This window comes from Rhodoferax koreense, assembly GCF_001955695.1.
Classification (GTDB): Bacteria; Pseudomonadota; Gammaproteobacteria; order Burkholderiales; family Burkholderiaceae_C; genus Rhodoferax_B; species Rhodoferax_B koreensis.
On sequence record NZ_CP019236.1, the window covers coordinates 1,213,923 to 1,234,957 of the forward strand.

21 protein-coding genes are annotated in these 21,035 nt (G+C 66.5%); 7 read left to right on the forward strand and 14 right to left on the reverse strand.

The genetic code is table 11. The features are described from left to right. Nucleotides 1-72 precede the first annotated feature (72 nt). From RD110_RS27425 to RD110_RS05830, 6 genes are all read left to right on the forward strand, one after another. Nucleotides 73-651, forward strand: coding sequence for a GtrA family protein (locus RD110_RS27425; RefSeq protein WP_157900065.1), 579 nt, complete (start codon nucleotides 73-75; stop codon nucleotides 649-651). Then, nucleotides 648-1,607 carry a glycosyltransferase family 2 protein gene (locus RD110_RS05810; protein WP_239467179.1) on the forward strand — a complete coding sequence of 320 codons (960 nt, stop codon included), beginning with the start codon at nucleotides 648-650 and terminating at the stop codon, nucleotides 1,605-1,607. Before RD110_RS27425 ends, RD110_RS05810 begins: the two co-directional genes overlap by 4 nt. Next, nucleotides 1,604-3,145 (forward strand): ArnT family glycosyltransferase, encoded by a 1,542-nt coding sequence (locus RD110_RS05815; RefSeq protein WP_076197548.1) that lies wholly within the window; start codon nucleotides 1,604-1,606, stop codon nucleotides 3,143-3,145. The genes RD110_RS05810 and RD110_RS05815 overlap by 4 nt, the downstream gene beginning before the upstream one ends. Before the next feature lie 112 nt (nucleotides 3,146-3,257). Further along, the gene (locus RD110_RS05820) at nucleotides 3,258-3,737 is read left to right on the forward strand and encodes a GNAT family N-acetyltransferase (protein ID WP_076197550.1); all 480 of its coding nucleotides are present in this window, start codon (nucleotides 3,258-3,260) and stop codon (nucleotides 3,735-3,737) included. Next, nucleotides 3,734-4,369, forward strand: a complete 636-nt coding sequence (locus RD110_RS05825) for an FMN-dependent NADH-azoreductase (RefSeq protein ID WP_076197552.1) — start codon at nucleotides 3,734-3,736, stop codon at nucleotides 4,367-4,369. The genes RD110_RS05820 and RD110_RS05825 overlap by 4 nt, the downstream gene beginning before the upstream one ends. 31 nt (nucleotides 4,370-4,400) lie before the next feature. After that, nucleotides 4,401-4,865 (forward strand): carboxymuconolactone decarboxylase family protein, encoded by a 465-nt coding sequence (locus RD110_RS05830; protein WP_076197554.1) that lies wholly within the window; start codon nucleotides 4,401-4,403, stop codon nucleotides 4,863-4,865. Here RD110_RS05830 and pdxR read toward each other — a convergent pair. The 5 genes from pdxR to RD110_RS05855 form a co-directional block, all read right to left on the reverse strand. Continuing rightward, nucleotides 4,862-6,262, reverse strand: coding sequence for a MocR-like pyridoxine biosynthesis transcription factor PdxR (gene pdxR / locus RD110_RS05835; RefSeq protein WP_076197556.1), 1,401 nt, complete (start codon nucleotides 6,260-6,262; stop codon nucleotides 4,862-4,864). The two genes, RD110_RS05830 and pdxR, sit on opposite strands and share 4 nt — an antisense overlap. Before the next feature lie 57 nt (nucleotides 6,263-6,319). Beyond that, nucleotides 6,320-6,568, reverse strand: coding sequence for a hypothetical protein (locus RD110_RS05840; RefSeq protein WP_076197558.1), 249 nt, complete (start codon nucleotides 6,566-6,568; stop codon nucleotides 6,320-6,322). Between the two features lie 73 nt (nucleotides 6,569-6,641). After that, nucleotides 6,642-7,358: a nucleotidyl transferase AbiEii/AbiGii toxin family protein gene (locus RD110_RS05845; protein ID WP_239467180.1), complete on the reverse strand. Its 717-nt coding sequence runs from the start codon at nucleotides 7,356-7,358 to the stop codon at nucleotides 6,642-6,644. Further along, nucleotides 7,345-7,839 carry a helix-turn-helix domain-containing protein gene (locus RD110_RS05850; protein WP_076197560.1) on the reverse strand — a complete coding sequence of 165 codons (495 nt, stop codon included), beginning with the start codon at nucleotides 7,837-7,839 and terminating at the stop codon, nucleotides 7,345-7,347. The genes RD110_RS05845 and RD110_RS05850 overlap by 14 nt, the downstream gene beginning before the upstream one ends. Nucleotides 7,840-8,026: 187 nt before the next feature. Beyond that, complete coding sequence (locus RD110_RS05855) at nucleotides 8,027-9,874, reverse strand: glutamine--tRNA ligase/YqeY domain fusion protein (protein WP_076197562.1); 1,848 nt, start codon at nucleotides 9,872-9,874, stop codon at nucleotides 8,027-8,029. Between the two features lie 147 nt (nucleotides 9,875-10,021). Here RD110_RS05855 and RD110_RS05860 point away from each other — a divergent pair, with 147 nt between their 5' ends. Then, entirely contained in the window at nucleotides 10,022-10,390 is a 369-nt protein-coding gene (locus tag RD110_RS05860) for a hypothetical protein (RefSeq protein WP_083686639.1), read from the forward strand. A gap of 84 nt (nucleotides 10,391-10,474) precedes the next feature. Here RD110_RS05860 and crcB read toward each other — a convergent pair whose 3' ends face one another. The 9 genes from crcB to RD110_RS05905 form a co-directional block, all read right to left on the reverse strand. Continuing rightward, nucleotides 10,475-10,861: a fluoride efflux transporter CrcB gene (gene crcB, locus RD110_RS05865; RefSeq protein WP_076197564.1), complete on the reverse strand. Its 387-nt coding sequence runs from the start codon at nucleotides 10,859-10,861 to the stop codon at nucleotides 10,475-10,477. Further along, nucleotides 10,861-12,156: a TRAP transporter large permease gene (locus tag RD110_RS05870; protein ID WP_076197566.1), complete on the reverse strand. Its 1,296-nt coding sequence runs from the start codon at nucleotides 12,154-12,156 to the stop codon at nucleotides 10,861-10,863. The genes crcB and RD110_RS05870 overlap by 1 nt, the downstream gene beginning before the upstream one ends. Beyond that, complete coding sequence (locus tag RD110_RS05875; protein ID WP_076197568.1) at nucleotides 12,149-12,658, reverse strand: TRAP transporter small permease; 510 nt, start codon at nucleotides 12,656-12,658, stop codon at nucleotides 12,149-12,151. The genes RD110_RS05870 and RD110_RS05875 overlap by 8 nt, the downstream gene beginning before the upstream one ends. Nucleotides 12,659-12,734: 76 nt before the next feature. Continuing rightward, complete coding sequence (locus tag RD110_RS05880; RefSeq protein WP_076197570.1) at nucleotides 12,735-13,700, reverse strand: TRAP transporter substrate-binding protein; 966 nt, start codon at nucleotides 13,698-13,700, stop codon at nucleotides 12,735-12,737. A gap of 127 nt (nucleotides 13,701-13,827) precedes the next feature. Further along, a complete protein-coding gene (locus tag RD110_RS05885; RefSeq protein WP_076197572.1) occupies nucleotides 13,828-15,594 on the reverse strand; it encodes a M14 family metallopeptidase in 1,767 nt (588 codons plus the stop codon). Continuing rightward, entirely contained in the window at nucleotides 15,594-16,457 is an 864-nt protein-coding gene (locus RD110_RS05890; protein WP_076197574.1) for an ABC transporter permease, read from the reverse strand. Before RD110_RS05890 ends, RD110_RS05885 begins: the two co-directional genes overlap by 1 nt. 5 nt (nucleotides 16,458-16,462) lie before the next feature. Next, the gene (locus tag RD110_RS05895; RefSeq protein ID WP_076197576.1) at nucleotides 16,463-17,386 is read right to left on the reverse strand and encodes an ABC transporter permease; all 924 of its coding nucleotides are present in this window, start codon (nucleotides 17,384-17,386) and stop codon (nucleotides 16,463-16,465) included. Between the two features lie 127 nt (nucleotides 17,387-17,513). Beyond that, nucleotides 17,514-19,037 carry an ABC transporter substrate-binding protein gene (locus RD110_RS05900; RefSeq protein ID WP_076197578.1) on the reverse strand — a complete coding sequence of 508 codons (1,524 nt, stop codon included), beginning with the start codon at nucleotides 19,035-19,037 and terminating at the stop codon, nucleotides 17,514-17,516. Nucleotides 19,038-19,065: 28 nt separating this feature from the next. Next, nucleotides 19,066-20,943, reverse strand: a complete 1,878-nt coding sequence (locus RD110_RS05905) for an ABC transporter ATP-binding protein (RefSeq protein WP_076197580.1) — start codon at nucleotides 20,941-20,943, stop codon at nucleotides 19,066-19,068. Between the last annotated feature and the right edge of the window lie 92 nt (nucleotides 20,944-21,035).

Genomic DNA, 21,035 nt, shown 5'->3' on the forward strand with positions numbered 1-21,035 from the left:
AGGGGAAGGGTGAGATCGCCATCAAGCAATATTCAGGCCGTGACCGCCTGCCGCGGGCTTCGGTTTGACGACATGACGCCGACCGACACTAAGCGCGCGGACTCGCCTGCGCAAGCAGTCAAACCCTTGGCTGCTTCGGAGCGGGCGGCGCGGGGCGAGCGACCTTCGAAATTTGTTGTGTATGCTGCGCTGCCGAAAGCGCCCCAAAAATTCATCCATATGGATCACGAGCAAGCATCCGCAGCGACGAAACATTTTTCGGTGCGCAGCGCATTCAGCTTCCTGCTGGTGGGCGGCCTTGCCACGGCCTTGCAATACCTGCTGACCGCCATCATGGCCCTGGGCTTCGGCGTGCCGCCGGTGCGGGCCTCCGCGATCGCCTTCTCGATCAGCGCGGTGGCCAACTATCTCCTCAACGCCAGGTTCACGTTCAAAAGCGAGAAGTCGCACCGGGAAACCCTGCCGCGCTTTGCGATCACCGCCCTGGCGGGGCTGCTCGTCAATACGATCGCGCTTGCTTTCCTGCTGTCGATTGGATTGAATGTCGTCATTTCACAAATCCTCAGTACGGCATGTGTCCTCCTATGGAATTACGGCGTGAACAGTGTCTGGACATTCAGGAACAAGAAGGCAAGAGATCTCGCCCCGTGATCAGTCTGGTGCTGCCGTGCTTCAATGAAGAAGAGGTCTTGCCGGAAACCACCCGAAGATTGACGGCCCTGCTCGATCGCCTGGAAGCCGATGGCGAGATCGACCCGGCCAGCGCAATCTTCTATGTCGACGACGGCAGCCGCGACGGCACATGGGGGCTGATCGCGGCTTATTCGCGGCAGAATCCGCGCGTCTGCGGCATCAAGCTCAGTCGCAACCGCGGTCACCAGAACGCCTTGTTGTGCGGCTTGATGACGGCGCCCGGCGAGGTGCTGATCAGCCTGGACGCCGACCTTCAGGACGACCTGGAAGCCATCCCCAGGATGGTTCAGTCCTACCGGGCCGGCAGCGAGATCGTGTTTGCGGTCCGCAGCAAACGCGAGACGGACTCACCGCTCAAGAAATTCACCGCGCAAGCCTACTACCGGATGCTGGCCTTTCTGGGCGTGCAGGTCATCTACAACCATGCCGACTTTCGGCTCATGAGCCGACGCACGCTGGAGGTGCTGCGCGACTACGGCGAGACCCACCTGTTCCTGCGCGGGCTGGTCCACCAGCTCGGCTTCAAGACCGACATCGTTGAATTCGAACGCATGGAGCGCTTCGCGGGCGAGTCGAAATACCCGCTGTCGAAGATGCTGTCGCTGGCCTGGCAGGGCGTGACCTCGTTCACCGCCTATCCGCTGCGCCTGATCACCGGTGCCGGCGTGCTGGTCTCGCTGGCCAGCCTCGCCATGGCCGCCTGGGCCTTCTGCCTGCGCCTGTTCACCAACGAGGCCCTGCCCGGCTGGGCGTCCACGGTGATCCCCATGTATTTTCTCGGCGGCGTTCAATTGCTGAGCCTGGGCATCATCGGCGAATACCTTGCGAAGGTGTACGAGTCGTCCAAGAACCGGCCCCGCTTCCATGTCGAGACCGTGTGCGGGCTGCCCTTCGGCAAGGCGGGGGTGAAATGAAGGGGAGGCCCCGCTTCGATGCGCCCACCGTCATTGCACTGCTGGCCCTTTCCGCTTTCGCGGCCTTCATCTTTCTGAGTTCACCCCGCAACGGCGACTTCTGGTGGTTCGACTCTTCGCGCCATGCGATGAACGGCGTGTTCATCCGGGACTTCATCCTCGAAGGCGGGCTGCGGCATCCGATCGAATATGCCAAGGCGTATTACGAGAAGTACCCGGGCATCAATATCGGCTTCTACCCGCCGTTTCTCTACGTCACCGCGGCGCCTTTCTATGCCCTGCTGGGCGCGAGCCATGACGTGGCGCAGCTGGTCATCGGCCTGTATGCGCTCGGCGCCGGCGTGTGCATCTACCTCATCTGCCTGCGCGCCATGGACGGTCTCACCGCGCTGGCCATCGCCATCTGCGTCCTGGCTTCCCCCGGCGTCCTGCTCTGGGCGCGGCAGGTCCAGCCCGATGTGCCGGCCGCGGCCTTGCTGCTGGCCACGGCCTACAGCCTGATCCGGCATCTGCAGGGTGGCCGGCGGGCGTGGCTCTTCGCCACGGCCCTGTGCCTCGGGCTGGCGATGCTCACCCGTGTGCAGACCGTCTTCGCCGTGCCGGCGGTGCTGTTCTTCGTGTTCGGCCCGCGCTACGAGGGCCGTCCGGCCCTGCGCATCCGGCTGACGGCGCTGGCCATCGGCAGTCTCGTCGCGTTGCCCGCCGTGCTGATGGCGGCCTATTTCAGCCAGATGAACCAGTCGCTCGTGGTGCAGATGGCGGGCCGGCCCGCGTTCCTGTCCTGGCAGAACTGGTTCTGGTATTTCAACGTCCTGCCGCGGCAGATCGGCTGGCCTGCCGTGGTCTTCGTGCTGGCCGGCATCGGCGCCGGCTGCATGGTGTCGTTGCGGAGGGGCATGCCGGTGCCGATGCGTGTGGTGCTGGCCATGCTTTGCTGTTCCTGGCTCTTCTTCACCGTCGTGTCGAACAAGGAGCCGCGCTTCAACCTGCCGAGCCTGCCCTTGCTGTTCATCCTGGCGGCCATGGGCCTGTTCGCGGTGCTGCCCCGGCTGGCGCGGGTGTCGTCCGTGCTGCTGGCGGGCTGGCTGGTGTTCCAGGCCGCCGTGGCCGGGCCGGCGCCGGTGGTCACCGGGTTCAAGGAGGCTGCGCTGCTGGCGCAGGCGCTCACGCCCCCCGGTGCCAACGTGCTGGTCTCGGCGCGGCGCGACGGCAGCTTCATCTTCAACATGCGCACCCTTGGCGAGCGCCGCGACATCGGCGTGCGGCGTGCCGACAAGCTGTTCGTCGAGATGCGGATCATGCGGGAGATGGGCATCAAGGACATGAACATGAGCGCGCAGGACATCCTGGCGGTGCTCGACCATGAAAAGATCGCCGTCGTCGTGTCGCAGGCCGGCTACCTGGACGACCAGCCGAGCATGCGCAACTTCCACCGGCTGCTCGAGGCCGGCGCGCCGTTCGAGAAGGTGCAGACCATCCCCATGACGGGTGACATCCCGCCCGGCGAAACCGAACTGGTGGTCTACAGGAGGAAGTGACCGGCACAACGGTCCGGTGCGACCACCGATGGTCCATCGCGATCTGAAGTTCTTGGGTCTACCGCGCGGCCCGGTGTCCACCTAAAGTTCTTGCACGAACGAAGGACTGGACATGACCCTGGAAGACCAACCCGCCCGCAGCGCCACGCTGCGCCATGCGGAAAGTGACGACGATCTGCGCGCCTGCTGGCCCGTGATGCAGCAGTTGCGCCCGCACATCCCGTCGGCCGACGATTTCATCGCCCGCGTGTCGCGCATGCGTGGCCAAAGCTACCGCCTGCTGGCGGCGTGGCGGGGCGATACCGTGCTGGCCATGGCCGGCTACCGCCTGCAGGAGAACCTGGTCTATGGCCGCTTCTTGTACCTCGACGACCTGGTTACGCACGAGTCGGCGCGCGGAGAGAAGTGGGGCGCACGGTTGATCGAAGCCATGGTGCGCACCGCCAGCGAAGCCGGCTGCGTCAAGCTGGTGCTCGACACGGGACTGTCGAACGCGCGTGCGCAGCGCTTCTACTTCCGCGAAGGCCTGCTCAGCAGTGCGATGCGTTTCAACCGGCCCATCAGTGCGACGACTGCGCAGGAGACTGCATGAAGATCCTGCACCTCCACTGCAGCCCGCGCGGCGCCGATTCGCACAGCCTGCGTTTCTCGCAGCAGATCGTGGCCCGGCTGATGGCGCGTTCGTCCGGTGCCCGGGTGACGGCACGTGACCTGGCCGGCCTGCCACCGGCGCACGTCGACAGCGTCTATGCCCATGCACTGGCGGGCTCGCGCATGCCCACGGCCGAGGACTCGAATGCCGGCGCGCTGGTCTTGTCGGAAACGCTGATCCGCGAGGTCGAAAATGCCGACGCCGTCGTCATCGGCACGCCGATGCACAACTACACCGTGCCTTCTTCGCTGAAGGCCTGGATCGACCATGTGCTGCGCATCCACCGCAGCTTCGTGCCCACGCCCGAGGGCAAGCGCGGCCTGCTGCACGACCGGCCGGTCTTTATCGCCGTGGCTTCGGGTGGCCGCTACCTGGGTGATGGGGCACGCCAGCCCGACTTCCTCACGCCCTACCTGAAAGCGGTGTTCGAAACCATCGGCCTGCGCAGCCTGCACTTCTTTCCGCTGCAGTCGCTGGTGATGGGCGACGACGCCGTCGGCGCGGCCTGGCGCCACGCCAGCGCTCTGCTCGATGCCCAACTGCCGATGCCGCCCGCCGTGGTGCCGGCCTGAGTTTTTTTGACTGTTTCAACAAGGAGTTTCCATGTCCCAGCGTCTCGATTACAAGAAAGCCGCGCCCGGCGCGATCAAGGGACTGGGCGCGACCAGCGCCTACCTCACGCAGTGCAGCCTGCCGCCCATGCTGATCGACCTGGTCTACCTGCGGGTCTCGCAGATCAACGGCTGCGCCTATTGCATCGACCTGCATTCGCGCGACCTGCAGAAGCTCGGCATGGGCGTGGACAAGCTGGTGCTGGTGCCTGTGTGGCGCGAGGCGGGGGCTTTGTTCGACGCCCGCGAGCGCGCCGCGCTGGCCTGGGCCGAGACCGTCACCCGCGTGGCGCAGACCGAAGTGCCCGACGCCGACTACGCTGCCGTGTCCGCCGTGTTCAACGCCGCGGAACTGGCCGACCTGACCGTGGCCATCAGCCTGATGAACGCCTGGAACCGGCTCGGTGTGAGCTTTCGCATGGTGCCGGGCGCGGTGGCGAAGGCCTCCGCGTCCTAGCCGAAACGTGCGATCGCATCCCTGAGCCGCGCCAACGCTGCGGCGGCCTGGTCCTCGCGCAGGTTGGTCACGCCGAGCAGCAGGCCCGCGTTGGCCGGCGTGGGCGACGCATGCCAGGGCGACAGCGGCACCGGCGCCATGCCTTGCAGCCGGGCCTCGCGCGCGAAGGCCACGTCGTCCATGCCGGCCGGCAGCTGCATCAGCACCGCCAGCCCGGCCGCATGGTGCCGCACGCCGGCTGCCGCGAGGCAGGCCCCCAGGGCATCGCGACGCTGCGCGTAGAGGCGTTTCATGCGGCGCAGGTGCCGCAGGTAGTGCCCGCCCTGGATGAATGCCGCCACCGCGTGCTGCGCCATTGGCGCGGGCGCGGCCGACTGCCCTGCGGCCTCGTCGGCGAACCGTGCCGCGTGGCTGGCCGGCACCACCAGGAAGCCCAGCCGAAGGGCTGGCGTGATGGTCTTGCTGAAGGTGCCGATGTGCAGCACGCGGGCCGTGGGGTCGGCGGCCGCGATCGACGGCGCGGCGCGGCCATCGATCTGCATCTCGCTGAGGTAGTCGTCCTCCACGATCCAGCCGTCCGAGCGTGCAGACCAGGCCAGCAAGGCCTCTCGCCGGGGCGGCGACAGGGTCACGCCCAGCGGCGCCTGTTGCCCGGGTGTGACCACGGCCAGTGCGGCGCCCGGTGCGATGGCCTCGCCCGCGGCCACGTCCAGCCCTTGTGCATCCACCGGCACCGCCGCCAGGCGCACGCCCAGCCGCGCCAGCACCTTGCGCGTGGTCGGGTAGCCCGGGTCTTCCACCCAGGCCGTGCCGCCGGCCAGGCCGAGTGTGCGCACCGCCAGCGACAACGAAGCCGCATAACCCGTGGTGACGAAGATCTGCGCGGGGTTGCAGGCCAGCCCGCGCGTCAGCGCCAGCGAGGCCGCGATGGCCGCGCGCAAGGCCGGCTCGCCGCGTGGATCGGGGTAGTCCAGCGGCGCGCTCGCCGCCAGCCGCGCGGCGCCCACCAGGATGCGCGACCACACCTGGGTGGGAAACACGTCCTGTGCCGGCACACCCATCTGGAACAGGCCCGCGCTGCGCGGGTAGTCGGCAAACGGATCGCGTGCAGGCGGCTCGGCCTGCGTGCGTGCATTCGCCTGCGGCGGCAGCCGCCGGGCCACATGCGTGCCGGCCGCGCCCAGCGCCACGGCGAGTTGTTCGTCGATCAGCGTTTCATAAGCCGCCCGCACCGTGCCACGGGCCACGCCCAGTTGCGCCGCCAGGTCGCGCCACGACGGCAGCCGCGCCCCGGCTGGGAGTCGCCCGTCGCGGATGGCGGTGCGCAGGCCGGCGCTGATCTGCTCGGCGATGGGCTCGCGGGTGCCGCGGTCGATCGGGATTTGCAGGGCGGGCATGGCGTGGAGAGGGTAAGGAGCCGACGATGCGTGCGGCGAAGCGCTCGCGCGCCCCTTTCAGTGGGTGACGAATTCGTAAGTCACGACTTCGCTCTCCACCATGTCCAGCACGTCGTTCAACACCTCGTCGTCATCCGTGCTGGCCCAGGTTTCTTCCGGGTTGCTGGCGAACAGCGGCTCGATCGCCATGTCCATGAACACGCCATTGGGCAGTTTCAGCACAGGCGTGCCTTCGGAGGTGCCGACCAGTTCCCAGTCATCGGGAACGGACATTTCGAGCTGGATGGTGACGTTGAGTTTTTTCATGGAGATTTTCTGGTTGGTGAGGTCGGGAGCGTACCCCGCGTGGGTCCGCAGTTGAAAATGAAGGGCAATGGCTTCAGGTCGGGAGCGCGATGCGCCGCAGCGACCGCACTTTTTGCCACAGCACCGCTTTCGGAATTTGCATGGCCATGGCCTGCATGCAGCGCTCCAGCCAACCTGCCCGGTTTTGCAGCCGGTCGATCGCCTTGCCCAGGTCACGCGCGACCGACGGACCATAGGCCTCGGCCGCTTTGGACAGGGCTGCGCGTAGAGCAGGCAAGGGAAGGTCCATCATGGCCAGGTCGATCACGTCGCGGCTGAACACGCCATCGTCGGCTTGGCGGTCGGAGTTGGCCAGCAGCTTGGAGGTGGCGAGGTCCAGCCATGTCAAGGTGCTGACGCCGCACACCGTGTCTTCGGCCGTTGGGGGCTCCAGCATGATGCGCGCCTCACGCACGATCTCCAGCTTGATGGCCTGCCCGTCCATTTGCACCTGGGTGCGAATGCCGTACTGGTCGGCCCGTATCTCCCGCAGCGCCACCAATGGCACAGCCCGCTCATGGGTGATGGCGCCGAGTCCGTCCGGGCCCGTCAGCGATTGCCGCAGTTCCCGGTAACCCGCAGCGTTGGAAACCAGAAAGTCGATGTCCACCGATTCCCGGTATTCGCCATAACGCAGCGCGATGCAGGTGCCTTCGCCGAACAGGCAGCCGTGTCCGCGCAGCATCGCCCCATCCAGCGCCGCCAGCACTTGGGCAATGCGCTGGTGGTGTGAGCGCTCAAACACCTTCACTAACCCCAGTGCTGGGCGGCAGGGCCAGCCGCAATGCCTGCAGCAGGGCCTGCTCTTCGGCCGACATCGAATTCAGGTCGAGGTGCCGCGCATTGCGCTCGTAGATGCCCAGCGCCTCCACGGGCGTGAGCGTGTCGGTGCCGTGCACTTGCCAGGCCAGGTTGCGCAACTGCGGATAGTCGGCCAGCGCCACCCGCACTGGAATCCAGCCCGTGCGGTCGGGCGATGCGGCATGAATATCGGCCACGTTGCGCGCCTGCAGCACCATGCCCAGTGCCGCCATGGCGTTGCACCAGGCGCCCATGGTCACCGAAGGCTCGCCTTTTTCGATGCGGTGCAGCGTCACCCGCGACACCCCCGCCGCTTCGGCCGTCACCGTGGCATTCAGTCGCAGTGCCTTGCGCTGGTTGCGGATCTGTGCGCCCAGGGCTTTCATCTGGGCGGTACAGGCGTCGGTGACGATCGGAGGCTTCGAGGGCATTGTGTTTCTTATTATTTGCAAAATTGATATTTTGTCAATAACGAGAAACTATTTTGATCTTCTGTAGTTTCGGATTCAGAGGCCCGGCAAGTGGCGTGAGCTACGCGAAAAATGTGGCGCGGGCGCCCATCCAGCGTGCGCGGTTAGCTACCAAAATCGTAGCGCGCCGCCGTCAGCCCGGCCGTCATCATTTCCCCCAGGAATCCTTCAGGCCAACAGCCAGGTTGAACACCGGCTTGCCTGCCGCATGGTCCACCTTGTCCGCCACGAAGTACCCATGCCGCTCGAACTGCACCTTCTGCTCCGCCACGGCATTCGCCAGTGACGGCTCCACGATGGCCGTGACGACCTTCAGGCTGTTCGGGTTCAGGCTCTCGATGAAGTCCTTGCCGCCCGCATCGGGCTGGGCGTCCAGGAACAGGCGGTCGTACATGCGCACTTCGGCTTGCGCGCCGTCGGCCACGCCCACCCAGGTGATGGCGGCCTTGACCTTCACGGTGTCGGCGCCGGGCGTGCCGCTCTTGGTGTCGGGCACCACGGTGGCCAGCACTTCGGTGATGGCGCCGGTGGCGTCCTTGGTGCAGCCGGTGCACTCGATCACGTAGCCGCCCTTCAGCCGCACCTTATTGCCCGGGAACAGGCGCTTGTAGCCCTTGGGCGGCACTTCTTCGAAGTCTTCCCGCTCGATCCACACCTCTTTGCCGATGCTGAAGTGGCGCAGCACGGGCGCCACGCCCTCCGGCGGATGGGGCAGGGCGGGCAGGCTGCAGGGCTCGAGGTGGCCGGCGCCCATGAGTTCGTCCCAGTTGGTCAGCACCAGCTTCACCGGGTGGAGCACCGCCATGCCGCGATGGGCGGTGTTTTCCAGGGTTTCGCGCAGGCTGCCTTCGAGGCTGCTGTATTCGATCCAGCCGCCCGACTTGGTCACGCCGCTGCGTTCGCAGAACAGCTTCAGCGCCTCGGGCGTGTAGCCGCGGCGGCGCAGGCCGGCCAGGGTGGGCATGCGCGGGTCGTCCCAGCCGCTGACGTGGCTTTCCTCGACGAGTTGGCGCAGCTTGCGTTTGCTGGTGATCACGTGGTTGACGTTGAGCCGGGCGAATTCGTATTGGCGTGGATGCGGGCTGGCGATGAGGTTGCCTTCGGCCAGGCGGTCGAGCAGCCAGTCGTAGAACGGGCGCTGGTCTTCGAATTCGAGCGTGCAGATGCTGTGGGTGATCTGCTCGAGCGCGTCCTCGATCGGGTGGGCGAAGGTGTACATCGGGTAGATGCACCACTTGTCGCCAGTGTTGTGGTGCGTGGCGCGGCGGATGCGGTAGAGGGCCGGGTCGCGCAGGTTGATGTTGGGGCTGGCCATGTCGATCTTGGCGCGCAGCACGGCGGCGCCGTCTTCGAGCTGGCCGTCGCGCATGGCGCGGAAGCGGGCCAGGTTTTCTGTCACCGTGCGCGCCCGGAACGGGCTGTCGGTGCCGGGCGTGTTGAAGTCGCCGCGGTGGAGGCGCATCTGCTCGGGCGTCTGTTCGTCCACATAGGCCAGGTCGGCCGTGATCAGGTACTCGGCGGCGCGGTACATGAAGTCGAAGTAGTTGCTGGCGAAGTATTCGTGCGGTTGCAGCGTGCCGGGGGCGCTGGGGCGGTCGGCCAGGTAGGTCTCGTAGCCCAGCCATTCGATCGCGTCGCGGATCGAATCGACGTATTCCTGTTCTTCCTTTTCGGGATTGGTGTCGTCGAAACGCAGGTGGCACACGCCGCCGTATTCCTGGGCCAGGCTGAAGTTGAGCCAGATGCTCTTGGCGTGGCCGATGTGCAGGTAGCCGTTGGGCTCGGGCGGGAAGCGCGTGCGCACCTTGGCCGGGTCGGCCATGCCGGCGGCGTGGTGGGCGGCATCCCCCGGTGTGCCGGCCCAGTGGCGGTTGGCGTAGGTGCCCTGGGCCAGGTCGGCCTCGATCACGTGGCGCAAAAAGTTGCTCGGTTTGGCGGGTTCGTTCGGCGCGTGGGGGGCCGCAGGATGGACAGGAGATGGGGTGGGGGCGCTCATCCCCTGATTCTAGGCGGCCCGCCGGGCGTGTTACGTCTCGCAACCGCTTTAACCGCCGGGCCTGTATACCGAATCGGCCGCCAAGCGTTTAATCAATGCAACGGATTTGCATCATGCAAGTGCCGAATGCTTTACAAGGAGATTTTCATGACTTCACGCTTCCGTTCCTTTGCCGCCGTTCTGGCCGTGGCCGCCGCAGGGCTGGCCGCCTCCGGCGCCGCCCAGGCCCGCAGTGACGTCGCCTTCTCGATCGGGCTGTCCGCGCCTGGCGTCGGCGTGGTGGTCGGCAACCCCGGCTATTACGCGCCGCAGCCGGTGTATGTGCAGCCGCAGCCGGTCTACAGCCAGCCGCAGCCGATCTACTACGCACCGCCGCAACCCGTCTACGTGCAGCCGCGCCCGGTCTACATCCAGGCGCCGCCGGTGTATGTGGCGCCGCGGCCGATCTATGTGCAGCCGGGCTACGGTTACGGCTGGCGGCATGGGCCGCACCATCACGGCGATTGGCGGCGTTGACGCCAGCCCTCCAGCTTCGGGGGGCGAGCTTTTCGACATGCGCGGGGCGAACGGTCCGGCAGGCGGCCCCGGTCCCGGCGCCGGTCAGGCCGTGCTGCCGGCGACGAAATACATCGCTGTCTTGATGCCGGCGATGGTCAGCAGCAGCGAGCCGAACAGATGCACGGCTGCGGTGGCGAGCGCAAGTGCATAGCGCTGCTGCATCAGCATGCCCACCACTTCGGCGGAAAAGCTGGAGAACGTGGTCAAAGCGCCCAGGAAGCCGGTGACCAGCAGCAGCCGCCAGACCGGATCGAGCTGCGGCAGGCTCTGGAACACCGCCACGCACACGCCGACGAGGTAGCCGCCGATCAGGTTGGCAGCCAGCGTGCCCAGCGGCATGGCGGTGCCCGGGTTGAGCCAAAGCCCCAGGCCGTAGCGCGCCAGCGCGCCGACGCAGGCGCCCACGCAGATGGCGAGGAGGGGCAGCATCACATGTTGGCCGGCAGCCAGACCACGATGCCGGGGAAGAACCATAGCAGCAGCACCATGAGGCACATCAGCAGGAAGAACGGGAACGTCACCCTGGCGATGTAGGTGATCTCCTTGCCGGTCATGCCTTGCAGCACGAACAGGTTGAAGCCCACCGGCGGCGTGATCTGCGCCATCTCGACCACGATCACGATGAAGATGCCGAACCACAGCAGGTCGATGTGCGCGGCCTGCACGGTCGGCAGGATCACGCCCATGGTCAGCACCACCATCGAGATGCCGTCGAGGAAGCAGCCGAGGATGATGTAGAAGATGGCCAGCGCGATGATCAGCATCAGCGGGCTCAGGCCCAGGCTGCCGACGTATTCCGCCAGGTGACGCGGCAGGCCGATGTAGCCCATGGCCAGCGTCAGGAACGCCGCGCCGGCCAGGATCAGCGCGATCATGCAATACAGCCGCGTGGCGCCCAGCAGGGCGTCGCGGAAGCTCTGCCAACTCAGCGACTGCTGACAGGCCGACAGGATCAACGAGCCGACCACGCCCACGGCGGCGGCCTCGGTGGCCGTGGCCAGGCCGCTGTAGATCGAACCCAGCACGCTGCCGATCAGCAGCATCACCGGAATCAAATGGCGCGATTCGAAGAGCTTCTGCAGGAAGGTCATCTTTTCGCCCGACTTCGGGATCGCGCCCTTGTGCAGCAGCGCCCAGATGATGATGTAGCCCGAGAACAGGCCCGCCAGCAGCATGCCCGGAAACACCCCGGCAATGAACAGCTTGGAGATCGACACGTCGGCCGAGACGCCGTAGACGATCATGATGATCGACGGTGGGATCAGCAGCCCGAGCGTGCCGGCGCCGGCCAACGAGCCGATGGTGATGTCTTCCGGATAACCACGCCGCGCGAGTTCGGGCAGGGTCATCTTGCCGATGGTGGCGCAGGTGGCGGCCGACGAGCCCGACACCGCGGCGAAGATCGTGCAGCCGATCACGTTGGTGTGCAGCAGGCTGCCGGGCAGCCGGCTGACCCAGGGCGCCAGGCCGCGGAACATGCTGTCGCTGAGTTTGGTGCGGAATAGGATCTCGCCCATCCAGATGAACAGGGGCAGGGCGGTCAAGGTCCAGCTGGAGGAGGAGCCCCAGATCGTGACGGCCATGGCGTCGCCCGCGGGCCGGGCGGAGAAAAGCTGCATGCCGATCCAGGCCACGCCCGAGAGCGTCAGCCCGATCCACACGCTGCTGCCCAGGATCACGAACAGCGTGCCGACGAGCAGTACGGTGATGGCGAGATCATTCATTGTGCAGGGCCTCCGCGTTGTCGGCCACCACCCGTTGGCCGCGCAGCTCCATCACCCATTCGTCGATGAACGCGATGCACAGCACCACCGCCCCCACGGCCATGGAGAGCTGCGGAATCCACAGCGGCGTGGCGTCGTTGCTGGTGGAAATGTCGTTGAAGGCATGCGACTGCCAGGCCAGCCGCACGGCATACCAGGCGAATAGGCCAGACAGCAGGATGGCCGCGGTCAGCGCCCAGATCTCCAGGCCGCGCTTGGCGCTGCCCTTGAGCTTGCCCAGCAGCAGCGTGACGCGGATGTGTTCGTTGTGCTTGAGCGTGTGGGCCAGCGCCAGGAAGCCGGCTGCGGCCATGCTGTAGCCGGCGTAGGCGTCGGCACCGGGCACGAGGAAGTTGAGCTGGCGTCCCAGGATGGACAGCAGAACCATGACGAGCACGCCGATCATGGCCAGCGCCGCCAGCCAGGCCGCGCCGTCGTACAGGAAGTCCAATGTTTTACGCATGGTGTTTCTATTTCTGGATGAAAAACACCCCACAGCGCGGCCCAGGGCCGGCGTCTGCGGGGCGGGCCGGTCGGCGTTACTTCTGGAAGGCTTCGATCACACCCTTGCCTTCGGGGCCGGCCTTGTCGAGCCATTCCTTGAGCATGGTGTCGCCGACCTTCTTCATGTCCGCCTTGAGCGCGGCCGAGGGCGGCAGGATGTTCATGCCGTTCTTCTTCAAGAGGTCGATGGTGCGCGCGTTCTCGGCCTTGGAGGCGGCCCAGCCGCGGGTTTCGGCTTCGGCGCCTGCCTTGAGCACGGCCTCCTGCGTGGGCTTGTCGAGGGCGTCGAAAGCGGCCTTGTTGACCAGCACCGCATTCTTGGGCAACCAGGCCTGCGTGTCGTACCAGTACTTGATGTGTTCGTAGGTCTTGGTGTCGTAGCCGGTGGAGCCCGACGACATGTAGGACTCGATCACGCCGGTGGCCATGGCCTGCGACAGTTCTGCCGCCTGCACGGTGACGGGCTGCGCGCCCACGAGTTCGGCGATGCGGGCCGTGGCCGGGCTGTAGGCGCGCCACTTGATGCCCTTGAGATCGGCGGCGGAGGCCAGCGGCTTCTTGGAATAGATGCCTTGCGGAGGCCATGGCACGGAATAGAGCAGGAACATGCCTTGCTCGGCCAGCTTCTTCTCGAGCGCCGGCTTCTGCGCCTTGTACAGCTTCATCGCCGAGTCGTAGCTGTCGGCCAGGAAGGGCAGGCCGTCGGCACCGTAGGTCTGCCATTCGTTCTGGTAGTTGACGAGCAGGATCTCGCCCATCTGCGCCTGGCCGCCCTGCACCGCGCGCTTGATCTCGGGCGCCTTGAACAGCGCCGCGTTGTTGTGCACGGTGATCTTGAGCTTGCCACCGCTGGCCTTGTCCACATCGGCGGCGAACTGAGTGATGTTTTCGGTGTGGAAGTTCGTCGCGGGATAGGCCGTGGGCAGGTCCCACTTGGTCTGCGCGATCGAGGCGCCGCCCGTGGCAATGGCCACGGCGGCGAGGGCGAGTTTGAATTTCATGGGGGCTCCAGGCAGGTCAGGGGTCAAAGAAAACAGCGAACGCAGCGGGTTCGAGTTGCGTGTGGCAAGGCCATGCAAATATCGCGCCCTGTGCGCGGTTGTAACCGAAAAAAGGCCGAGGTCCGCATCACCGGTGCCGCCGTGCCAGCGGCTGCCATGCGTCAACGGCGGCCAGCACGGTCTGCATCTGCACGGTGTGGGCCAGGCGGAAGGCATCGCCGTCCACGGTTTCGTCGGGGTATTCGGTGATCAACGTCACGGGCGCACCGGGGCGGTCGACTTCGCTCACGGTGCAGGCCATGCCGTGCCGGATGGCGAACGGGATCGGCCCCGCGTGGCGCTCGTACAGCGCCATCTGCCGCTGGTTGAACGCCAGCAGGCCGGGCACGCGGGCCAGCGCCGCGCTGACGTGTTCGAGCAGGGCCTCGGCTTCGGCCTGCCAGCCGGCGTGGTGGCGCAGGATCAGGAAGAAGCCCTTGGGGATGGTCCACAGCTCGAAGCCACGCGGCACGTAGCCCGAGAAAGGGCGGGTCCACTCGTGCGCGGGATAGCCGTGCAGGTTCACATGCAGCTGCGCCCCCGACAGGGCCAGGCCCTGATGGCGCGCCTCCCGTTCATGGAAAGGAGGCTGGTCCCGGTACTCGATGTCGTCGCCGAGCGCGCTATAGCGTGCGGCATGGTGCATGTGGGACGCATGCTGCAGGCGAAGTTCGCGGTGGAGCGCGTAGCCGTCGGGGTTCTCCAGCGGGATCAGCGCGAAGTGCGCGTCGGCCCGGGTGTGCAGCACCTGGGCCGCGCGCAGCGCACCGACCACGCCCGAGGTCTCGTTGGCATGTTGTCCTCCGCTGATGAGTACCGGCGCCGAAGCGCCCTGGCGGTAGAGCCCCGCGACCGCTCGCCCCTGCAGGCTCCTGGCCGTGAAGGCCTCGCCGCCAAGCTGCCCCATGCAGGCTGCGATGCGCTCGGGCGAGAGCGGGTCGCCCACCAGTTCGAGGGCCACGTCGGCTTCCGGCTGGGCCCGGCCGCACAGGTCCTGCGCCGGTGCATCAAAACGGTTGTGCGAGATGCGCAGGCGTGCTGCATATCGGCTCGCCCGGATGTCGGGCACGATCTGGCCGGGCTGCAAGCGGCGGTCCTGCGCGGCGCGGCCGGAGCGGCGCTGGAACATTTCGAGCAGCGAGAAATACAGGTCCTCGTGCAGCGCCTCGAAGCTGCTGATGGTTTCGTGCCCCACCGCCGTGCGGTGCTCAATGCCGGGCATGTCGACCCGGATGTCGAGGCGTTCGAAATACGGCTCGCGCGCGGGCCAGGCGTGGGCGTCCACGCAGCGCAAGGCCTCCTCGAAGAGCTGCTGGACATCGGTGGCGCAGGCGGCATCGATGGCGGGCGTGTCGCTGCCCGGCTTTGTCGCGCGCAGCCAGCCCGTGGGCGACAGGTGCGTCAGGCCCTGCGGATCGGTGTGCAGCCGGTTCGGGGCGAACACCGTGGTTTCGCTGCGACCGCCGTCCTGGTGGGTGCACACCAGGTGGTAGTGCAGGTCCGCCCCGCCGGCCACCAAGTCGAGTCGGCAGTGCGCCAGCAGCGCGGCCAGCGGATAGGCCTCCTGCAGGAAGCGCTGCGGCAGCGCCTGCGCATGGACCGGATAGGTCAGCTTAACGGCGGCCAGCGTGCTGGCCTCGACCTCTTCGAGGACATGGAAGACCAGCGGCTTGTAGGCGCTGCGCAGCTGTGCCGACACCCCGGCCTCGGCCAGCCTTCGCTCGGCGGCGCGGCGTGCGGCCACGCCTTCGAACAGCCAGCCCTCGATGCGCGAACCGCGCCATGCGGGTTGCGTGAACTGCTGCACCCATTCGTCGAGGGTGCGGGGGAAGGTGGTGTCGATCAGCGTGGTCATCAGGGCTTTCCGGTCGGGTCGATGCGGTCGCGCAGCCAGTCGCCGAGCAGGTTCAGCCCCAGCACGGTCAGCATGATGGCCACGCCGGGGAACACGCTGATCCACCACGCGGTCTGCATGTAGGTCCGGCCATCGGCCAGCATGCCGCCCCAGCTCGGGATCAGCGGATCGACACCCAGGCCGAGGAAGGTCAGGCTCGATTCGAGCAGGATGTTGTTGGCCACGTTGAGTGTCATCAGGATGATCACCGGGCCGATGATGTTGGGCAGGATGTGGTGGCGAACCATGGCCAGGTCGCCCACGCCGAACGCGCGCGCGGCCTGCACGAACTCGCGCTCGCGCACCTGCAGCACCATGCCGCGCACCAGCCGCGCGAACTGCACCCATTGCGAGATGACCATGAACAGGATGATGTTGAACAGCCCGCCGCCGAGGATGGAGATGAAGGTCAGCGCGATCAGGATGAAGGGCAGGGCGAGCTGCACGTCCACGCAGCGCATCAGCAGCATGTCCCAGAAGCCGCGGTAGTAACCGGCCACCAGGCCGATGGTGATGCCGAGGATGGATGCGCCGAGCACCGAGGTGAAGCCCACCAGCAGCGAGATGCGGCCGCCCACCAGCACGCGCGCGAGCACGTCGCGGCCCAGGGGATCGGCCCCGAGTGGATGGGCCCAATCGGTGAAGGGCCGGGTCAGGCGTGCGCCGAGGTCCATGGCTGCGCCGCCGTCCGGGAAGAGCCAGGGCGACAGCAGCACCAGCGCGAGCATGGCGCCGGTGAGCAGCACACCGAGGATGAATTCGAGCGAACGCCAGGGCAGGCCGCGCGATGTTTTTCGTGCCGTGTCCAGGGCAGGTGATTGCATGGGCTTCACTTGGTGCGGATACGTGGATCGACCAGGCCGTAGGCGATGTCGACCAGCAGGTTGACGGCCACGATCATCACCGACAACACGGTAACGGTGCCCTGCAGCACCGGGTAGTCGCGGCTGGCGATGGCTTCGAAGGCGAGCGTGCCCAGGCCGGGCCAGTTGAACACGCGCTCCACCACCACGATGCCGCCAATGAGGTTGCCGAACTGCAGGCCGATGTAGGTGATGAGCGGGATCGCGCAGTTACGCAGCGCGTGTTTGTACAGCACGACGCGGTCCTTCAGGCCCTTGGCGCGCGCCACCATGATGTATTGCGCCGACAGTGTCTCCAGCATGGCCGTGCGCACCAGCCGCACGTTGGTGGCCGAGAGGATGATGGCCATGGTCAGCGCGGGCATCACCAGGCTGGCCGGGCCGTCCCAGCCCGAGGGCGGCAGGATCGGGAAGGTGATGGCCAGCAGCAGTACCAGCATGATGGCCAGCCAGAAGTTGGGGAATGACAGGCCGACCAGCGACACGATGCGGATGAGCTGGTCGATGCCCTTGCCCTTGTGCACCGCAGCCTGGATGCCCAGCGGCACCGAGACCAGCACCGACACGCCCAGCGAGACGAGCGCGAGTGCGAGCGTGGCCGGCAGGGCGTCGGCGATGAGTTTGGAGACCGGCGTGCCGCCCATGAAGCTCTTGCCGAAATCACCCACCACCGCGCCGCGCAGGAACTCCGCATACTGCACGAGGAAGGGGCGTTCCAGGCCCAGGCCCTTGCGGATGTTGGCCAGGTCTTCCTCTGTCACGCTGCCAGCGCCCTGGCTCAGCATCAGCGCCGGATCGCCCGAGAGCCGGATCGCATAGGAGACGAACAGCGTCACCACCAGGACGACGAAGATCGCCTGGAGGAACCGCTTGAGGAGGAAGCCGCTCATGGATTAGAAGTGGGGGCGCGTTTGGATGGAGGCCGTGAGATGACCGTCTGGCTGAGCCCGTCGAAGCCCTTCGACGAGCTCAGGGCGAACGGCGTTGACGCGACGTCATGGGTTGAATGTCCGGCGTTCACTCCACCGTCGCATCCACGAAGCGGAAGCGCCCATCGGCCGGCAGCGCCAGGTTCTTCGCGCGCTTGTTCAGCCCGTAGATGGTGTTCAGGCTGTACAGCGGCATCTCCAAGGCCTGGTCGGCGACGTAGCGGCCGATCTCCTGCAGCGTGGTCTTGCGTGCGGCCTGGTCCCAGGTGTTGCGCTGGGTGTGCAGCAGGGCGTTGAGCTTGGCGTCGTCGTCGAACGGGTTCCAGCGCTGCTTGGTGTAATACATCGAATACGCGGTGTTGTCGTAGTCGAAGGTCCAGCCGCCCCACTGGTTCTGCCACATCTCGCCGGTCTTGCCGCTCGGGATGATGTCATTGAGCAGCACGTTGGTGTCGTAGGGCTTGAGCGAAGCGGTGATGCCCACGCCCTGCAGGTAGCTGGCCACGGCCTGGGCCACCTCGCGGAAGTTGCTGTCCGAACCGCGGAAGTCGATCTGGATCGTGCTGCCCGGCTTCACGCCGGCCTTCTGCAGCATGGCCTTGGCCTGCGCCGGGTTGAACGGCAACGGCTTCAGTGCCGGGTCGTAGCCGAAGGACAGCTCACCCTGGAAGCTCGCGATCGGCTTGGCGTTGCCCAGCAGGATGGTCTTGATGATGGCGTCGCGGTCCACGGCCATGGTCAGCGCCTTGCGCACTTCCCTGTCCTTCATGATGCCGCGCTGCGTGTTGTAGCGCATGGCCAGGGCCACGGGGCCGTCCATGCTCTGCACGGCGAGCTTCGGGTCCTTCTTCAGCGTGTCGATCATCGCCAGCGGAATCTGATTGGCCACGTCGATGCGGCCGGCCTGCAGTTCCGCGGCCTGGGTGGCCGGCTCGGTGATGAAGCGGTAGTTGAGGTTGTCGACCTTGGGCGCGCCACCCCAATAGTCGGCATTCTTCGTGAACGACAGACTGACCTTGGGCTTGTATTCGGCGAACTTGAACGGGCCGGTGCCCACCGGGTTGGCACCGAAGTAGGCGCTGCCTTTCTCCGTGATGTATTTGGGCGGCACGATCATCGCGCCGTAGCCGGCCAGCTTCGTCAGCAGCACCGGGTCGGGGCTTTTCATGACGAAGTCCACGGTGGTCGGGTTCACCACCACGACCTTTTCGATCGCGTTGTAGTTCGACTGCTGCGGGCCCTTCTTGCCTTCCTCGCCGAGCAGTCGGTCGAAAGTGAACTTCACGGCCTCGGCGTCGAAGGGCTCGCCGTTGTGGAACTTCACGCCGGTGCGCAGGGTGAAGCGCAGCTTCGTGTTCTTGTCCAGGAACTCCCACTTGGTGGCCAAGCCCGGCACGAGTTTCATGTCGGGCGTGCGCATGATCAGGCCATCGAAGACCTGGCTGCCCACCGCACCCCACGAGACCAGGAAGGTAGCGATCGGGTCCCAGTTGCCCGGGTCCTGGTGAATCGCCACGTTGAGCGTGCCGGCGGCTTGGGCACTGGGCGTCAACAGGGTCGCAAGCGCCAGGCTGCTGGCGGCGATCAGGGTCTTAAGTTGGAAAGGCTTCATGTTTCTTTCTCTGTGGTGCCGGTGGGAATCAGAGGACCGCTTCGGCCACGCGGTGGCTCGGCGAGACCGTGGTGAATTTCAGGATGGCGGGCTCGTGGCCGACCTTGCGCACCGGGCTCGGGATTTCGCCCTGGATCAGCCGCGCGTCGATCAGCCGGCCCGGCTCGGCCACCGGCACGGCGGCCAGCAGTCTGCGGGTGTAGGCGTGTTGCGGGTTCTCGAAGATGTCCTGCCGGCGGCCGATCTCCACGATCTGGCCGAGGTACATCACGGCCACGCGGTGGCTGATCTTTTCGACCACGGCCATGTCGTGCGTGATGAACAGGTAGGACAGCTTGCGCCGGGCCTGCAACGCCATGAGCAGGTCGATGATCTGCGCCTGGATCGACACATCGAGCGCCGAGACCGATTCGTCGGCAATGATCAGCCGCGGGTTGCTGGCCAGGGCCCGCGCGATGCACACGCGCTGGCGCTGCCCGCCCGAGAGTTCGTGCGGATAACGCTGCTGGTGCTCGGGCCGCAGGCCCACGTCTTCGAGCAGCTCGGCGATGCGCGCCTGGATCGCCGCGGCGCCATCGATGAGGCGGTGCGTGTGGATCGGCTCGGCGATGCTGAAGCCGACCGTCTTGCGTGGATCGAGCGAGGCGAACGGGTCCTGGAAGATGTACTGGATGTCGCGCCGCAGCCGCTGCCGGCCCGCGGCGTCCAGGCTCCCGATGTCCTGCCCCGCGAAGCGGATGCGGCCGCCGGTGGCGGGCACGAGCTGCTGCAGCGTCTTGCCGATGGTGGATTTGCCGCTGCCCGATTCGCCCACCAGGGCCAGCGTTTCGCCGGGGTAGATGTCGAAGCTCACTTCTTCCACCGCATGCACGCGGTGCGTCACGCGGCCGAGCAGGGTGTGGGCGACGTCGAAACGCGTCGTGAGCCTGTCGACCACCAGCAGCGGCGCCGAAGCGTCCACCGTGTCCTGCACCTGCTCGGTGCCGACCTCGCGGGGTTTGGCGTCGGCGCCCTGGCCATCGAGCACGATCAGCGGCGTGCGTTTCGGGAACGGCTGGCCCGTGAGGCTGCCCAGGCGCGGCACGGCCGACAGCAGGGCACGCGTATAGGGATGTTGCGGCGCGTTGAAGATGCGCTCGACCGGCCCTTTTTCGACCGCGCGGCCGCGCCACATCACCACCACCTCGTCGGCCATCTGCGCCACCACGCCCATGTCGTGGGTGATGAACATGACGGCGGTGTTCAGGTCGCGCTGCAGTTCACGCACGATGTTGAGAATCTGCGCCTGGATGGTCACGTCGAGCGCGGTCGTGGGTTCGTCGGCGATCAACAGCGCGGGCTGGCACGACAGCGCCATGGCGATCATCACGCGCTGGCGCATGCCACCCGAGAGCGCATGCGGGTAGGTGTCAAGCAGGCGTTCGGCATCGGGCAGGCGCACTTTTTCGAGCAGGGCGCGGGCCTGGGTGCGCGCCTGGGGCGGGGTCATGGCCTGGTGCAGGATCAGCGCCTCGGCGATCTGGTTGCCGATCGTGAACACCGGGTTCAGCGAGGTCATCGGCTCCTGGAAGATCATCGCGATCTCGTTGCCGCGGATGCTGCGCAGCGTGTCGTCGTCCGCCTTCGCCATGTCGAGCGGCCCGTTCGCCGGCGACTGGAAGCGCACTTCGCCGCCGACGATGCGGCCGCCCGAATAATCGGTGAGCCGCATGATGGCCTGCGAGGTGACGGATTTGCCGGAGCCCGATTCCCCCACGATGGCCAGCGTGCGGCCGGCCTGCACGTCGAAGCTCAGGTCATCGACGGCGCGGAAGCGGCCGGCCGGTGTGTCGAACTCGACCGACAGCGACCGCACGGCCAGCAGCGGCGGCGGAAAAGGCGCAACTGAAAGGGGTGGCGCGGACATTGCTGCGGTAACTCCGGTTTCAGCGAGGACAGCTTTGGCCGCCCCATGCAAGGAAAGAATACGCACATGACGTGCAGGTATAAAGATTGTGC

Bases quoted from the DNA above. Each gene is read 5' to 3' on its own strand.
- RD110_RS27425 (WP_157900065.1), top strand. From the start codon at position 73: ATGACGCCGACCGACACTAAGCGCGCGGACTCGCCTGCGCAAGCAGTC.
- RD110_RS05885 (WP_076197572.1), bottom strand. From the start codon at position 15,594: ATGACCACGCTGATCGACACCACCTTCCCCCGCACCCTCGACGAATGG.
- RD110_RS05905 (WP_076197580.1), bottom strand. From the start codon at position 20,943: ATGTCCGCGCCACCCCTTTCAGTTGCGCCTTTTCCGCCGCCGCTGCTG.
- RD110_RS05815 (WP_076197548.1), top strand. From the start codon at position 1,604: ATGAAGGGGAGGCCCCGCTTCGATGCGCCCACCGTCATTGCACTGCTG.
- RD110_RS05875 (WP_076197568.1), bottom strand. From the start codon at position 12,658: ATGCGTAAAACATTGGACTTCCTGTACGACGGCGCGGCCTGGCTGGCG.
- RD110_RS05830 (WP_076197554.1), top strand. From the start codon at position 4,401: ATGTCCCAGCGTCTCGATTACAAGAAAGCCGCGCCCGGCGCGATCAAG.
- RD110_RS05860 (WP_083686639.1), top strand. From the start codon at position 10,022: ATGACTTCACGCTTCCGTTCCTTTGCCGCCGTTCTGGCCGTGGCCGCC.
- RD110_RS05855 (WP_076197562.1), bottom strand. From the start codon at position 9,874: ATGAGCGCCCCCACCCCATCTCCTGTCCATCCTGCGGCCCCCCACGCG.
- RD110_RS05825 (WP_076197552.1), top strand. From the start codon at position 3,734: ATGAAGATCCTGCACCTCCACTGCAGCCCGCGCGGCGCCGATTCGCAC.
- RD110_RS05890 (WP_076197574.1), bottom strand. From the start codon at position 16,457: ATGCAATCACCTGCCCTGGACACGGCACGAAAAACATCGCGCGGCCTG.
- RD110_RS05850 (WP_076197560.1), bottom strand. From the start codon at position 7,839: ATGCCCTCGAAGCCTCCGATCGTCACCGACGCCTGTACCGCCCAGATG.
- RD110_RS05870 (WP_076197566.1), bottom strand. From the start codon at position 12,156: ATGAATGATCTCGCCATCACCGTACTGCTCGTCGGCACGCTGTTCGTG.
- pdxR (WP_076197556.1), bottom strand. From the start codon at position 6,262: ATGCCCGCCCTGCAAATCCCGATCGACCGCGGCACCCGCGAGCCCATC.
- RD110_RS05900 (WP_076197578.1), bottom strand. From the start codon at position 19,037: ATGAAGCCTTTCCAACTTAAGACCCTGATCGCCGCCAGCAGCCTGGCG.
- RD110_RS05840 (WP_076197558.1), bottom strand. From the start codon at position 6,568: ATGAAAAAACTCAACGTCACCATCCAGCTCGAAATGTCCGTTCCCGAT.
- RD110_RS05880 (WP_076197570.1), bottom strand. From the start codon at position 13,700: ATGAAATTCAAACTCGCCCTCGCCGCCGTGGCCATTGCCACGGGCGGC.
- RD110_RS05820 (WP_076197550.1), top strand. From the start codon at position 3,258: ATGACCCTGGAAGACCAACCCGCCCGCAGCGCCACGCTGCGCCATGCG.
- crcB (WP_076197564.1), bottom strand. From the start codon at position 10,861: ATGCTGCCCCTCCTCGCCATCTGCGTGGGCGCCTGCGTCGGCGCGCTG.
- RD110_RS05895 (WP_076197576.1), bottom strand. From the start codon at position 17,386: ATGAGCGGCTTCCTCCTCAAGCGGTTCCTCCAGGCGATCTTCGTCGTC.